Below are 14627 nucleotides of genomic sequence, written 5' to 3'. Positions count from 1 at the left end.
CTTTGGCCAGAATTAGTATCCCTGGAATGGATCATAGGTATTGAGCAATGCCTCTCCGTCCAGGTATCGGCGCAGGTTTTTCGTGAAGAGTTCCACCAGACGTGCGTTTTCGGCGTCCACGTTTGCGGCGGTATGAGGGGAGAGGATCAGGTTCGGGGCGTCCCACAAGGGGTGCCCGGCTGGTAGTGGTTCCGGATTCGCCACGTCAAGAACGGCTCCACCAAGATGCCCTCCGGCGAGCATGTCCAGAAGGGCCTCCTGGTCGATGACCGGGCCGCGCGCCAGATTTACGAGAAATGCCCCTTGCTTCATTTCGGACAGTCTCCGTTTGTCCATGAGCCCCGCGGTTTCTTCGGTCAGCGGGCAGGCAAGGACCACGATGTCGTACTCCCCCAGCTGGCATTCCTGCAGGCTGACGGATCGTTCAAATGGCTTGTCCAGCAGCCTGCTTCCTCGGGTGGTCCCGTCGCAGCTGACCCCCATGAAGCTCAAGGTCCTGGCCACTTCGCCACCGATGCTGCCCGCACCGATGATCAAGGCACGTAGTCCGTGCAGGGTCTGCGACGCCCCGTTCGTCCAACGGTGCGCCCTTCTCTGCGATTCAAGTCGCGGCAGTTCGCGGATGAAATGAAGCAGCCCGGCCAAGGCAAATTCCGCCAAGGGCTTGGCATGCACGCCCGCAGCGGTGGTGATCCGGACCTTGTCTTCGGTGTGCCCCATCGCTGCTGCCCGCGCACCGACTCCGGCCTGCGAGGCCTGGATCCATTCGAGCAGTGGGCTGTGTTCTTGCCAACCGCGCGGTTGCCACCAGTCGAAGTCGAACTTGATGGTGGCATTGGCTAGGTGCCCCTGCCACTCGGCCAACTGTCCTTGGGTGAGTTCACGAGGCTTGCCCCAGTGGTCAGCCTCGAATTGCGGGACCGGCAGCAGTTCGGGTCGGTAGATGACATCAACCTCGGGAGTGGCATCGATCAACCGGTCGACCAGCTCTTCCTGGAGAAACGAGCAAATCAATACCTGTGGGCGCATGGGACTCCAGAACCTCTTTCATTGGGTGGCGGGACCAACGGGGCATGACTCATCCGTTGTGGTCTCCGGCGTCACGAGAACGACACGACGAAAAACAGGGCCCCTCGGACAGGCTACCTTGGGTGATTCGATAAGGTGAGCGCATGACCACACACGTAGGTGACCGCAAGGGCCCCAGTGAGACCCCGGTACCTCGGCACCACCAGCTCATCGTCTCTTTGTTCGGTCTGTACGCACGCCAACATGGCGGCGCCTTGGCCGTAGCCACCATCATTGACCTGATGCGTGACATCGGGATCGAATCCACTGGTACCAGGTCCTCGATCTCCCGCCTGAAAAAGCGAGGTGTCATCGACAGCGTGCAGGTCAACGGCCGCAACGGGTATGCCTTGGCGTCTTCGGTCATCGCCACGTTCATCGAGGGCGACGAACGCATCTTCCACCCCCGGCGGGCCAAGAAAGGCGATCAATGGTTGCTGGCGACCTTCACCGTCCCCGAGTCCCAGCGCAACATCCGTCACAAGATCCGCTCCTCGCTGGTCCGCATGGGCTTCGGCTCGGTGACCCCGGGACTGTGGATCGCGCCGGGCCACCTCCGCGACGCGGTGCTGGCCTATTTCGACACCCGCGGGCTGAACGAGTACCTCGAATTCTTCATGGCCGACCATGTCGGCGGGGCCGATCTGCACAAGAACATCGGATCTTGGTGGGACCTGCCGGCGCTGGACTCCTTGTACTCGGACTTCCTCGAGCACAACCGGGAACTGCTGGAGTCATGGGTCCAGCGCGACGGGTTCGACGCCGATCCCGACTCCGATGCCCGGGCCTTCGGCGACTACCTGGTCCTGGTCACCCAGTGGCGGCGCCTGCCCTACCTCGACCCGGGACTACCCACCGAGTTCCTGCCCGATAATTGGAACGCCCTGGAGGCCGAGCACCTCTTCCAGCAGCTCCACACCCTGCTGGCCCCACGTGCCCAGCGCCATGCCGACCGTGCCATTGCCGACCACGCGGTCACCGCATAGCTGTTCCCCCACATCAAAAGGAAGCCGTGCCGTGCAACCGTCCTCTAACGGGGATGCGGTTGCGCAGCACGGCTTCCTTGGGTTGAAACCCCTTTTGCTTGCCCCGGCAGCTAGGCGCGGTCCTGGATCACAGCAACGCCCTGGATCTCAATGAGTGCCTCCGGTTGCCACAGACGGCTGACGCCGATGCCGGCGAGCGCCGGGTACTTGCTGCCTGCCATTTCGCGCCAGAGCCGGCCGATCTCGCGACCGTTGGCCAGGTAGTCATCGACATCGGTGAGGTAGATGGTCACCGACACCAGGTCCTCGGGCTGTCCGCCGGCCTCGACGAGTGTTGCCAGGACGTTGGAGAACGCCTGCTTGAACTGGTCCACGATGTTGCCCGGGACGATCTTCATGTCCTTGTCCAGGGCCGTCTGGCCGCCCAGGTACACGGTCTTGCCGGCGAGCACGCCGTGGGCGAATCCGGAGGGCTTGCCCAGTGAATCGGGGTTGACGGTGAGGTTCTGGATGAGGGTGGTTTCGGTCATCGTGCTCTCCTGTGGGTTCTTGTGGCGGTTGAGCGGCTTCCGCTCTGGCGCAGGTTAGTGATGCGTGTTACATTGAGGATACGTGACGGCAGTCATAAAGTCGACACAGTGGGTTTGGTGAATGGCGAAGGAGCCCAAGGAATGAAACTCGCGACGGTTCGACATGGTGGGCGCACCCCCGCCGCACTGGTGGTGGAAGGCGGCTACCAGCCGCTGCCCGCACGCAATCTCAGCGAGCTGCTTGCCCTTCCCGGGTGGAAGAATATCCTCAAGGATGCCGCTTCCGGCCACTGCGGTCCCGATGTCCTGCCCGCATCCGCGGTCGAGCTGTTGAACCCGGTGCCGAGGCCGGCGAAGGTCATTTGCTGCGGCCTGAACTATTCGGAGCACATCCTGGAAATGGGACGCGAGCTCCCCGCGTTCCCCACGCTCTTCGCAAAGTTCGCCGACACCCTCACCGACCCCGGCGCACCGATCGTCGCCGACGAATCGGTGGACCTGGACTGGGAAGCCGAGCTGGCCGTGGTGGTCGGATCCACCCTGAAGGACGCCTCCGAGGACGAGGCGGCAACCGCCATCGCCGGCTACACCGTGGCCAACGACATTTCCATGCCCGACTGGCAACGCCGCACCTTGCAGTGGTTCCAGGGCAAGGCCTTTGACCGCACCACGCCACTGGGCCCCGTGCTGGTCACCGCCGACGCGCTGGACCCGGAGGCCGGCCTCGAGGTCATCTGCACCCTCAACGGCGAAGAGGTCCAGCGCGGCAACACCAAGACCCTGTTCTTCTCCGCCGCCAAGTTGCTGTCCTACATCTCCACTTTCACCGTGCTGCACCCCGGCGACGTTGTCCTCACCGGAACCCCGGGCGGGGTCGGCATGGGCATGGTCCCGCCGCGCTTCCTGCAGGACGGGGACGAGCTTGTCACCGAGCTCCCTGGAATCGGAACCCTGTCAAACCGCATCAGCCTGCGAATCAACGCTTCACTCTAGACACCATGCCAACCACCTCATCCATGCATCCAGCCACAGACCAAGGAGCCAAGCCCATGGACAACCCGACCCCCACCATCTACCGCACCGAGGGTGAGAACACCGTCTACGCCAACTCCGACGGAGTCGTCGTCCCCGTGGTCACCCGCAAGGGAGCCGAAGACACCAACACCGCGCAATCCGGCGATTGCATCCGCGTCTCCGGGGTCAGCATCCAGCACACACCGGCCACCAAGCTCTGGTTCGGCCAGGTCTCCAACACCCCCGGATACCGGTCCCTCCCCCACCACCACGGCGAAGCCGAGACCGGCGGATACGTGCTGCGCGGCCACGGCCGGATCTACTTCGGCGAGAACTACGAACAGTTCCTGGACATGACTGCCGGCGACTGGGTCTTCGTCCCGCCGTTCATGCCGCACGTAGAGGCCAACATGTCGATCACCGAGGACCTCGTGTGGCTCACCGCCCGCACCCCGGAAAACATCGTGGTGAACCTCGAAGAGGTCGCCGACGAAACCCTGGAAGGATACCGCCGGGCATGAGCTCACAAATCTTCCTTGATGCCATCGACCTGACCGCTTGCGACGCCGAGGTCTTTGACACGGCCTTCACCGCCATCCCCCAATATGTTCCGTGGCCCAAGGCCTACGGCGGGGACATGGTGGCCCAGGGCGCCTCGGCCATGATGCGCTCGGTGAACGGGGACCGGGAACTGCACTCGATGCACTCCTACTTCCTGCGCCCCGTGGACATGCACGTGCCGGTCCGCTACGAGGTCGAGCTGATGCGCGATGGCCGCGGCTACTCCACCCGCCAGGTCCGCGGCTTCCAAAACGGCAAGGCCGTCTACACCGCATTGGGCTCCTTCCACGTACCCGAAACCGGTCCCGAACAGTCCTCCACGGCCCCGGCCGAATTCCTGGACCTGGATCCCGAAACCCTGGCCAGCGCGGCCAGCGTCCTCGCCTCGGCCGAGGGTCCCGCCGCCGAGTACTGGTCCACCGGCCGGTCCTTCGACATGCGCCACGTTCCCGGGGCCCTGTACCTCGAGGTCGACGGCAAGCCGTCGGCCCACCAGGCGGTCTGGGTCAAGGCGTTCACCGAACTTCCCGATGACCAGATCACCCAGCGCGCGGCCCTGGCCTACGTATGCGACTACACCATCCTGGAACCGCTGCTCCGGACCCAGAACCTGTCCTGGAGCACCGAAGGACTTGTCACCGCGAGCCTTGACCACTCCATGTGGTTCCACCGCAGCGGGCGCGTGGACGACTGGGTGCTCTACGTCCAGGAAGCCATCTCCAGCCAAAACAACCGCGGCCTGGCACTGGGCCGCTTCTACACCCGGGATGGCCGGCTGCTGGCCACCGTCGCCCAGGAGGGCATGATCCGCGGACCGCGCTAAGGCACCACAAGCACCATTGCAATCTTGAAAATCGACTCCTGGAAAGAGACGGCAAGTTCATGGAATTATCGCTTTCGGCCCATCAAGACACCTTCACGCGCGATCACCTGCCGCCGCACGAGTTGTGGCCAACCCTGGAATTCACGCTGCCCGAGCTGCAATACCCCGAAAGGCTCAACGCCGCGACGGTGCTGATCGACGACGCCGTGGCCAAGTTCGGGGCCGATTCCCCGGCTCTGCTGGCCCCCGACGGAACCGTGCAAAGCTACGGAGAGCTGCTCACCCGCTCCAACCAGGTCGCCCAGGTGCTGGTCGAGGACTTCGGGATCGTCCCCGGAAACCGGGTCATGCTCCGGGCCCCCAACAATGCCTGGCTCGTGGCCTGCTGGCTCGGGGTGTTGAAAGCCGGCGCCGTGGTGGTCACCACCATGCCCGCCCTGCGCACCCCGGAAATCGCCAAGCTGGCCCAGTTGACCAAGCCCGCCCTGATGCTGTGCGACCACCGCTTCCTGGATGACGCCCGCGACGCCGCAGGTTCCTCCTACCCCGTCGTGGCAGTCGGATCCCAGGACCCCGCGGACCTGGTGGTGCTCTCGGGATCCAGATCCGGCGAGTTCGCCAACGTCGACACCGCGGCCGACGACGTGGCCCTGCTGGGCCCGACCTCCGGGACCACCGGGGTCCCGAAAATCACCATGCACTTCCACCGCGACATCCTGGCCAACGCGGACACCTTCGCCCGGCACATCCTGGCCCCGACACCCGACGACGTGTTCGCAGGCTCCCCGCCCCTGGCCTTCACCTTTGGCCTGGGCGGACTGGTCGTCTTCCCGCTGCGCTTCGGCGCCAGCACCCTGCTCACCGAACGCACCACCCCGGTGGAGCTGGCGCGGTTCTCCCATGACGCCGGCGCCACGATCCTCTTCACGGCACCCACCGCCTACCGCGCCATCCTCAAGGAGGGCAAGGCCGAGTTGCTGAGCCCGCTGCGCATTGCCGTCTCGGCCGGCGAGCACCTTCCGGCGGCCACCTGGGAAGCCGTCAAGGACGCCACCGGCCTGGAGCTGATCGACGGAATCGGCTCGACCGAGCTGCTGCACGTGTTCATCTCCGCTGCAGGGGCGGACATCCGCCCCGGCACCACCGGGACGGCGGTCCCCGGCTACCGCGCAACGATTCTTGACCTTGACGGCAACGAACTTGGGCCCAACGAGGTTGGACGCCTGGCGGTCATCGGCCCTACCGGCTGCCGGTATCTCGATGACGAACGCCAGCACGCCTACGTCTCCAACGGCTGGAACGTCACCGGGGACACCTTCGTGCGCGACGCCGACGGCTACTTCACCTACCAGGCACGCAGCGACAACATGATCGTGTCCTCCGGCTACAACATCGGCGGGCCCGAGGTCGAGGAAGCCATCATCCAGCACCCCGACGTGATGGAAACCGCCGTCGTCGCACGGCCCGACGAACACCGCGGCTCGGTGGTCTGCGCCTTCGTGGTGTTGGTGGACGGGGTCACCGGTTCGGCCGAGAAGGCCAAGGAACTCCAGGACTTCGTCAAGACCGTCATCGCACCGTACAAGTACCCGCGCGAGGTCCGCTTCGTCGAGGAGCTGCCCCGCAACCCCAGCGGCAAGCTCCAGCACTTCAAGTTGCGCGAGGCATTGGCCCAATCCCCGGCCTCCTAACCACTTTCCCTATTCTTCCCCCCCTGTCAGCACCGCACGGCCCCGGGTCCAGCCCCGGCCGCCGCAGCCCTGCCGACCCCCGAAAGGACCCAGACATGAAAATTGCAGTTGTTGGCGGCGGCCCCGGCGGCCTGTACTTCGCCTCCCTGATGAAGCAACTTGATCCCTCCCACGAGGTCACCGTCTGGGAGCGCAACGCGGCCTCGGACACCTTCGGCTTCGGCGTCGTCTTCTCGGACGAGACCCTCGGCGGCATCGGCAACGCCGACACCGTCATTGCCGAGTACATGTCCCGGCGCTTCGCCCGCTGGAGTGACATCGACATCCACTTCCGCGGGCAGATGCATACCGTGGGAGGCCAGGGCTTTGCCGCCATGAGCCGCAAGGAACTGCTTCAGCTGCTGCAGCGCCGCGCCATCGAGCTCGGCGTCGACGTGCGGTTCTCCACCATCGCCCCGGACGTGGACGAGCTGTCGGCAAACTACGACCTGGTGCTGGCCGCGGACGGGTTGAACTCCGCGATCCGCACCCGCTTCGCCGAGTCCTTCAAACCGTCCCTGGACGCGCGCACCTCCAAGTACATGTGGCTGGGCACCGACCAGGTCTTCGAGGCGTTCAAGTTCTTCGTCAAGGAAACCGACGCCGGAACCATGCAGATCCACGGCTACCCGTACTCGGAGACGGGCTCGACCTTCATCGTGGAAATGCACGAGGACGTCTGGCGGGCCGCGGGCTTCGACGAGACCCAGCACGAGGTCTTCGCCCCAGGGGTGAGCGACGACAAGGCGGTCGCCAAGGTCAAGGAAATCTTCGCCGGGGAACTGGCCGGCTACAACGTGCTGACCAACAACTCGAAGTGGATCAACTTCACCACCGTGCGCAACGAAAACTGGCGCCACGAGAACATCGTGCTGCTCGGGGATGCCGCGCACACCGCGCACTTCTCCATCGGCTCGGGCACCAAGCTCGCCATGGAGGACTCCCTGGCCTTGGCCGCGTGCCTGCACGAACACGAATCGGTCGACGCGGCCTTGGAAGCCTACGAGACCGAGCGCCGCCCGGTGGTGGCCTCGACCCAGCGCGCCGCCCAGGCCTCGTTGGAGTGGTTCGAGAACATCGGGCAGTACAAGGACCAGGATCCGGTGCAGTTCTGTTTCAATCTGCTCACCCGTTCCCGCCGCATCACCTATGAGAACCTGAAGCTGCGCGACACCGATTTCGCCGCGAAGGTCGATGCCGACTTCGCGCGCCTGGCAGGCTCCGCGGAGACCGCACCGGCCATGTTCCAGCCATACAAGATCGGTGAACTGGAACTGGTCAACCGCGTGGTCGTCTCCCCCATGGACATGTACTCCGCGACCGACGGCGTTCCCGGGGACTTCCACCTGGTGCATCTGGGCTCCAAGGCCATGGGCGGCGCCGGTTTGGTCATGACCGAAATGGTCTGCGTCTCGGAGAACGGGCGCATCACCCCCGGCTGCACCGGCCTGTACAACGACCGGCAGGCGAGCGCCTGGAAGCGCATCACCGAGTACGTGCACTCCAACTCCAATGCCAAGATCGGCGCGCAGATCGGCCACTCCGGCCGCAAGGGCTCCACCAGGCTCATGTGGGAGGGCATCGACGAGCCCCTGGAGTCCGGCAATTGGGAGGTGCTGGCACCCAGCGCGATCCCCTACGGCGAGGGCTGCCACGTCCCGGTGGAAATGGACCGCGTCGCGATGGATACGGTCCGCGACCAGTTTGTCGCAGCGGCCCGCCGGGCCGATGCGGCGGGCTTCGACCTGCTGGAGCTGCACGCCGCCCACGGCTACCTGCTCTCATCCTTCCTCTCCCCGCTTGCAAATGGGCGCACCGACGAATACGGCGGATCGCTGGAAAACCGCCTGCGCTACCCGCTAGAGGTGCTCGACGCGGTGCGCAAGGCGTGGCCGGCGCACAAGCCCATCGGCGTGCGCATCTCCGCCACCGACTGGACCGAGGGCGGCAACACCGAGGACGATGCGTTGGCCATCGCCGCCGCGTTCATCGACCACGGGGTCAAGTCCATCGATGTGTCCTCCGGGCAGATCGTGCGCAATGAACGCCCCGCGTTCGGCCGCAGCTACCAGACCCCGTTTGCCGACAAGATCCGCAACCAGGTCGCGGCGGCGGCCGGCGTCGCGGTCATCGCGGTGGGTGCCATCTCCTCCTACGACGACGTGAACTCGATCCTGCTCGCGGGCCGCGCGGACCTTGTCGCACTGGGCCGCACGCACCTGTACAACCCGCAGTGGACGCTGCAGGCAGCCGCCGAGCAGGACTATGTCGGTGACGGAGCCACCTGGCCGCTGCCGTTCAGGGCCGGGCGCCGCAAGCCGCCCAGCGCCCGCACCGACGCGGTCCGCCCGCGCCTGTCGCTGCTGAAGGAGAACGAGCTCGACGAGCAGGTCCACCTGCGCTGGACCCCGGCCAAGGACAAGGCAACCAAGAACCTGGTGCCGAGCATCTAGCCAGGCCTGCGAGGGGCGTTGGTCGCGGGAATCGTCGTTAGACGGGCACACGGCCCACGAACCGGAACGCCTTCGGGGATTGGGTCGGGGCTTCGTTGCAGGCGCTGGCCGGGATCACCCCGATCGCCACCTTGGCCATGGTTGCCGGTGCCGAACCCGCCTCCGATAGTGGCGAAACCGACGGCCTGAAAATGCGGGGCATTCCTCGACTTGCTGCGCATTGATTTACAAGGTCGTGCAAGAAAACCTGTCAGCGGCCAAGAGCGAACCTTGGTCAAGAAGCGTCGGTGGCGCACGGAAAGATCAATCCATGAAGAAGCTCATCTCACCTGTTGCCCTTGCCCTCGTTCTTGCCTTGACGGGGTGTGGCGCAGCATCCACCGCCCCGACCGGTCCTGCACCTTCCACGGCCGCCAAGGAAACTCCCCAGGTTCCCGAGCTGACCGGGGCCTGGAGGCAGAGCAATCCCAACAGCGAGGACGCCTACCAGCAGGCCACGATCACCGCAGACACCATCACCGTCGAATGGGTTGCCGACGGCGGAGATACGACCTCGATCTATTGGGTTGGAACCTTCGCAGCTCCGACGGACGCAAACGAACCGCATACCTGGACCTCAAAAAGGGATGCTGCAGCGACCGACTCCGCGCTGATGGCCTCAACGTCCGACACCAAGGAGTTCACATACGAAGGTGACACCATCAGCTACAAGGTCAGCGCACTTGGAACCACGACAACCGTGAAGCTCAAGAAGAACTAACGCCGGTTTCAGACGCCCCGGCGGGCATGGCGCTTGTCGGGGCGTTGTGTTTCGGGCCTGTGCCATGGACCTGGACGCGGGACAACCCGGACTACAACCGCGATGCCAACGGAAAGCATGGCCGACCGTCTTCGGACAAACAATCCCCTACGAAAAGTACTTGTCATATTGGAAAGTACTTGCGTGCCCTGGGTAAACCGCTGGATCGCCGGCAACCATCCGCAAGCAGAACACCATGGATGACAACAAGTTTTCACCCTCAGCGACCCAGGACCTGCTCAACGAGGCGGGCCGGCTCGGCGCCGCCTCGCGCTTCGGGGCCAGCTGGCCGCACATCACGATGCTGCTGGGCCTGGGCGCAATTTCCTCGCTGTCGCTGCTCGCGTTTTGGCTCGTCGGCCAGGTCGACGAGTCACTGATCTGGATCCCCATGGTCGGGATGCTGCACTTCGGCAGGTCCCCGAAGCAGGGCTTCACCGTCCGTTGGGGCATCTGCATCGGAATCTGGGCCGTGCCGTGGGGCATCGGGTGCATCGTCGGACTGAACGTCTTCGCCGATGACCTGTGGTTCTTCGCCGCCAGCGCGGCCGCCATCACGATCGCCACCGTGGTCGGTGCCTGGACCGAGGTCTCCAAGTGAGCACGCCGGAGATCCCTTCGCACCCCCGCCACCAGCTGGCCGAGGACCTCGCGCACCCGGTGCGCTTCTCGATGGCCGCAGCGCTGGAGGCCACCGACGAGACGGAATTCGCGGTGCTCCGCGACCACCTGCAGGTCAGCGACTCGGTGCTCAGCCGCCAGGCCTCCGCACTGGAGGGAGCCGGCATCGTGCGCATCCGCAAGGGCTACGTCGGCAAGCGTCCGCGCACCTGGCTCTCGCTGACCAAGGCCGGCCGGGAGACCTGGACCCAGCACCTGGCCGCGCTGCAGGCCATCGCCTCCGGCAGCTGAGTCCTACCGGCCGGAGACCAGATCCGCGAACCGCGCGATCGGGGCGGTGGCGGCCCTGCCGTCCCTTTCCTGGGCATCGGCCCGGTGGTACATGGCGTACATGCCCTGGACCCCGAGCCAGCGCACCGGCTCGGGTTCCCAGCGGCGCACCGTGCGGTTGACCCACGGCATGATGGTGGCCTTGGTGTCCCGCCCCAGCACCAGGTCCGTGAGCGTCCGGCCGGCCAGGTTGGTCGCGGTGACCCCGGTGCCGACATATCCCCCGGCAAAGCCCAGGCCCGTGGTCGGGTCGTAGTTCACCGTCGCCCGCCAGTCACGCGGCACCCCCAAGACCCCGGACCAGGCATGCTCGATCCGGGCTTCCGCCGCTGCCGGGAACATCTCGTGCAGGATCCCGGTCAGGGTCTTGATGGTCTTGGGTTGGGTTGCCCCGTCCATGTCGGTGCGCGAGCCGAAGCGGTAGGGCACCCCGCGACCGCCGATGGCAATGCGGCCGTCGGCCGTGCGCTGCAGGTACACATACGCGTGGGCGAAATCTTCCAGGGTCTCACACCCCTCCCAGCCGATCTGCTCCCAGGTACCCGCATCCAGCGGCTCGGTGACGATCATCGAGGAGTTCATCGGCAGCCAGTCGCGGTGCGCCCCCGCCAGGTTCGCGGTGAAGCCCTCGGTGGCCCGCAGGACGTGTGCGGCGCGCACGGTCCCGCGTTCGGTCACCGCGCCGGCAAGTGCCCCGTTGGCCCCGGCATTGATCTCGGTGACCAGGGTGTTCTCGTAGATCCTGACACCGCGGCGTTCAACCGCCTCGGCCAGCCCGCGCACCAGCTTTGCCGGGTGGATGCGGGCGCAATGCGGGATGTGCATCGAACCCAGGGCGCCGGCCACGTTGATCCGCTCGCGCGTCGCGGCGGCCGAAAGCCGCACCGCGTCGTCCTCCGGCCACCTCAGCTGCTCCGCCGCCATGGCCTCGAGCCTGCCGAGTTGCGCGGGGTTGCGGGCCACCAGCAGTTCCCCGCCCTTGTGCATGTGCGCCTCGATGCCCTCGGCCGCGGCAACCTTGATGACCTCGTCGACGGTGTCGTTGAGCATCCGCTGGAAGTCCCCCACCAGGGCACGGCCGTGGCTCTTGACGTACCCGTCACGTCCGCCGGTGATGGTGTTGGCCAGCCAACCGCCGTTGCGGCCCGAGGCGCCGAACCCGGCGAAGCGGGACTCGAGCACCGCGATGCGCAGCGACGGATCGGCCTTGGCCAGGTAGTAGGCGCTCCACAGCCCGGTGTACCCGGCCCCGACGATGGCCACATCGACCTCCAGGTCCCCGGCGAGCGCCGGGCGCGGGGCCGGCAGCCCGTCTTCGGCATACCAAAACGACACGTTCCCGTTGATGGTCATTCTTCTGCTTGTCCTTGCGTTGGGCGGGTGTGCGGGCGGAAGGCTGCGTGGCGGCTAGCTGAGCTTGAGCACCGGGACGTCGGATTCGAAGCCGAAGACCGCGGCATAAAAGCCGAGAGAGGTTTCCAGCGCGTTGACGATGGTCTCGGCGCGGCGGAAGCCGTGCTGCTCGCCCTCGTAGAGCACGTAGGCGTGCGGGATCCCGTTGGCGGCCAGCGCATCGGCAACCACCCGGGACTGGGCCGGGGGCACCACCTTGTCCTGGTCCCCCTGCAGCAGCAGCACCGGGCAACTGATGTCCTGGACGTGGTTGATCGGCGCGCGCTGGGCGTAGAGCTCGGCGGCCTCCGGGTAGGGGCCGACCAGCGAGTCCATGTAGCGCGATTCGAAGTCGTGGGTGTCTCGCACCAGCCCCACCAGGTCCGAGACCCCGTAGCGGGAGATGCCCGCGGAGAAGGTCTTGGTGGTGGTCAGCGCGCTGAGCACGGTCCAGCCTCCGGCACTCCCGCCCTCGATGGCCAGGCGCTTCGGGTCGGCCATGCCGGCGGCCGCCAGGCCCTCGAGCACAGCGACGGTGTCCTGCACGTCGACCACGCCCCATTGCCCGTTCAGGCGCTGGCGGTAGGCGCGGCCGAACCCGGTGGACCCTCCGTAGTTCACATCCACCACCCCGATCCCGCGGGAGGTGTAGTAGGCGATGGACAGCGAAAGCTGGGCAAAGGCCTGGGCCGTGGGCCCGCCGTGCACGAAGGCCACGAAGGGCGGCAGCTCGTCCCGGGCCCCGGTGAGGTTTCCGAGCCTCGGCTCGTACACGTGGGCGTAGACGCGCGAGCCGTCGGCGGCGGTGAATTCCATGGCCTCGGCACCGGGCAGCGAATCGGGGTCGGGCAGGTCCTTCAGGGCGAGGGAGATGTTCTGCACCGCGAGGGTGTCCAGGTCGATCAGCCGCAGCCCGTCGCCCTCCACCAGCGAGGTTGCGGTGGCGAGCAACTCGTTGCCGCGCAGCCCGGTGGGCGAGATGCGGGTGAAGGGCAGCACGAGCTGCTGCAACTTGCCGCTGGGAACATCCAGCGTGGCCAGCGAGCTTCCGTGGGTGCCGTGGGTCAGAAGCAGGGTGTTGGCATCGATGACCTTGTACCAGCTCTGGCCCACGGTCCACAGCGGTCCGGCGAATTCCTCTTCCCTTTCGCACAGCGGGCGCTGGGACGAGGAGGACAGATCGTGCAGGTAGGGGTTCCACCAGCCGCTGCGGTCGGAGATGAACACTAGCCGGTCCTCGTCGAGCCATTCGGGTTGCAGCACCGATTCGGTGGTGGAACCGGCCAGCACCGTGTCGTTCACGGCCGCCAGGTCCCCCAGGTCGGCCACGTGCAGCTCGGTCCCGTCCCAGGGCATCTGCGGGTGTTCCCAGGAAATCCAGCTGATCCTGCTGCCCGAGGGGTTCAGCCGCGGGGCCGCGACAAAGCGCGAGGAGCCCGTGACCTCTTTCAGCGCGCCGGGATCCGCGGCGGCGGAGCCATCGAGCGGGATCGCGGCAATGTAGCGGCGCAGCTGTGTGCGGTGGTCCTCGCAGATGGCCAGCACGTGCCCGGCGGGGCCCTGGATGATCTCGGCGAAGCGCAGGGCCGGATCCCCGTCGGCCCCGGCGCTGTCCGGGGTCAGGGGAACGGGCGTGCCGCCGTGGGCATCGACGAGGTAGAGGCGCTGGTCGCGGAAGTTCGCGAACACCAGCTTCCGCCCGTCCCCGGCGCCCACTGCGGCCCAGGACGCTCCGCCGTATTCATTCACGCGGCTGCGGACGTTGAAGGGGGCGGCCACGAGTTCGCGCGCCGGTGCGTCTGATGCAGCGGCCCGGGCCAGGACCGTCAGCCGCCCGCCCTCGGCCGGGCGGCCCTCGAGCCACCACAATTCATCCCCGACGAATCCACCGCCTCCCACCGGCGTGGTGCCGGCCGCAACCTGTGCGGCGGAAATGGGTGAGGGCCAGGAGCCGTAGGGCAAACGCGATGTCATGATGCGATCCTAGTCCTCCCCGCTCCAGGAGTGAATCATCACCCGACAAGGGATTTTTCCTTCCCTGCCGGAGGTGGGCATTGCCTTGGAACAAGGTGCGGGAGTCTTTTGTCGATTCCTAAGGAAGTGTTAGGAAACACCTCGCAAGGACGATTGTGCGTGCGATCACCTATAACGTTTCCTGTGATGTGACTCTCGCGCAGGAAACGCGGCAGGGGAATGGCGCAAGGAAGCGACATGGACCCCCGGCCCGGTTCCAAGACACAACAATGAAGGATTCCACGATTCGTCCCCCGGGCAACATGCCGGCCCGCCAGCGGGACGCGGAATCGACCTGGACGCGCCG

At 66.1% G+C, this 14627-nt stretch carries 13 protein-coding genes; 9 read left to right on the top strand and 4 right to left on the bottom strand.

What is annotated here, in order from left to right:
* Positions 1 to 12 precede the first annotated feature (12 nt).
* Entirely contained in the window at positions 13 to 1029 is a 1017-nt protein-coding gene (locus DQ353_RS10115; protein WP_113762634.1) for a D-2-hydroxyacid dehydrogenase, read from the bottom strand.
* Between the two features lie 143 nt (positions 1030 to 1172).
* Here DQ353_RS10115 and DQ353_RS10110 point away from each other — a divergent pair, with 143 nt between their 5' ends.
* Positions 1173 to 2054, top strand: a complete 882-nt coding sequence (locus tag DQ353_RS10110; protein ID WP_113762633.1) for a PaaX family transcriptional regulator — start codon at positions 1173 to 1175, stop codon at positions 2052 to 2054.
* Between the two features lie 110 nt (positions 2055 to 2164).
* Here DQ353_RS10110 and DQ353_RS10105 read toward each other — a convergent pair whose 3' ends face one another.
* Complete coding sequence (locus DQ353_RS10105) at positions 2165 to 2584, bottom strand: RidA family protein (RefSeq protein ID WP_181578326.1); 420 nt, start codon at positions 2582 to 2584, stop codon at positions 2165 to 2167.
* 141 nt (positions 2585 to 2725) lie between these two features.
* Between DQ353_RS10105 and DQ353_RS10100 the strand changes: the two genes are divergently transcribed.
* The 8 genes from DQ353_RS10100 (at position 2726) to DQ353_RS10065 (ending at position 10876) form a co-directional block, all read left to right on the top strand.
* Positions 2726 to 3577: a fumarylacetoacetate hydrolase family protein gene (locus tag DQ353_RS10100; protein WP_113762632.1), complete on the top strand. Its 852-nt coding sequence runs from the start codon at positions 2726 to 2728 to the stop codon at positions 3575 to 3577.
* A 56-nt stretch (positions 3578 to 3633) separates the two neighbouring features.
* Positions 3634 to 4119: a cupin domain-containing protein gene (locus DQ353_RS10095; RefSeq protein WP_113762631.1), complete on the top strand. Its 486-nt coding sequence runs from the start codon at positions 3634 to 3636 to the stop codon at positions 4117 to 4119.
* Positions 4116 to 4982: an acyl-CoA thioesterase gene (locus DQ353_RS10090; protein ID WP_113762630.1), complete on the top strand. Its 867-nt coding sequence runs from the start codon at positions 4116 to 4118 to the stop codon at positions 4980 to 4982. The genes DQ353_RS10095 and DQ353_RS10090 overlap by 4 nt, the downstream gene beginning before the upstream one ends.
* A 59-nt stretch (positions 4983 to 5041) precedes the next feature.
* A complete protein-coding gene (locus tag DQ353_RS10085) occupies positions 5042 to 6673 on the top strand; it encodes an AMP-binding protein (protein WP_113762629.1) in 1632 nt (543 codons plus the stop codon).
* A 95-nt stretch (positions 6674 to 6768) separates the two neighbouring features.
* A complete protein-coding gene (locus tag DQ353_RS10080) occupies positions 6769 to 9165 on the top strand; it encodes a bifunctional salicylyl-CoA 5-hydroxylase/oxidoreductase (RefSeq protein ID WP_113762628.1) in 2397 nt (798 codons plus the stop codon).
* 310 nt (positions 9166 to 9475) lie between these two features.
* Positions 9476 to 9925 (top strand): hypothetical protein, encoded by a 450-nt coding sequence (locus DQ353_RS10075; RefSeq protein ID WP_113762627.1) that lies wholly within the window; start codon positions 9476 to 9478, stop codon positions 9923 to 9925.
* 235 nt (positions 9926 to 10160) lie between these two features.
* Complete coding sequence (locus DQ353_RS10070) at positions 10161 to 10565, top strand: hypothetical protein (protein ID WP_113762626.1); 405 nt, start codon at positions 10161 to 10163, stop codon at positions 10563 to 10565.
* Positions 10562 to 10876, top strand: a complete 315-nt coding sequence (locus DQ353_RS10065; protein ID WP_286166729.1) for a winged helix-turn-helix domain-containing protein — start codon at positions 10562 to 10564, stop codon at positions 10874 to 10876. Before DQ353_RS10070 ends, DQ353_RS10065 begins: the two co-directional genes overlap by 4 nt.
* A 3-nt stretch (positions 10877 to 10879) precedes the next feature.
* Here DQ353_RS10065 and DQ353_RS10060 read toward each other — a convergent pair whose 3' ends face one another.
* The gene (locus DQ353_RS10060) at positions 10880 to 12268 is read right to left on the bottom strand and encodes an NAD(P)/FAD-dependent oxidoreductase (RefSeq protein WP_113762625.1); all 1389 of its coding nucleotides are present in this window, start codon (positions 12266 to 12268) and stop codon (positions 10880 to 10882) included.
* Positions 12269 to 12322: 54 nt separating this feature from the next.
* Positions 12323 to 14281: a S9 family peptidase gene (locus DQ353_RS10055; protein ID WP_113762624.1), complete on the bottom strand. Its 1959-nt coding sequence runs from the start codon at positions 14279 to 14281 to the stop codon at positions 12323 to 12325.
* Positions 14282 to 14627: the final 346 nt, after the last annotated feature.

Source organism: Arthrobacter sp. AQ5-05 (genome assembly GCF_003287975.1).
Lineage (GTDB): Bacteria > Actinomycetota > Actinomycetes > Actinomycetales > Micrococcaceae > Paeniglutamicibacter.
Note: the sequence above shows the minus strand (reverse complement) of the source record. Positions and strands in the feature narration are given on the sequence as shown.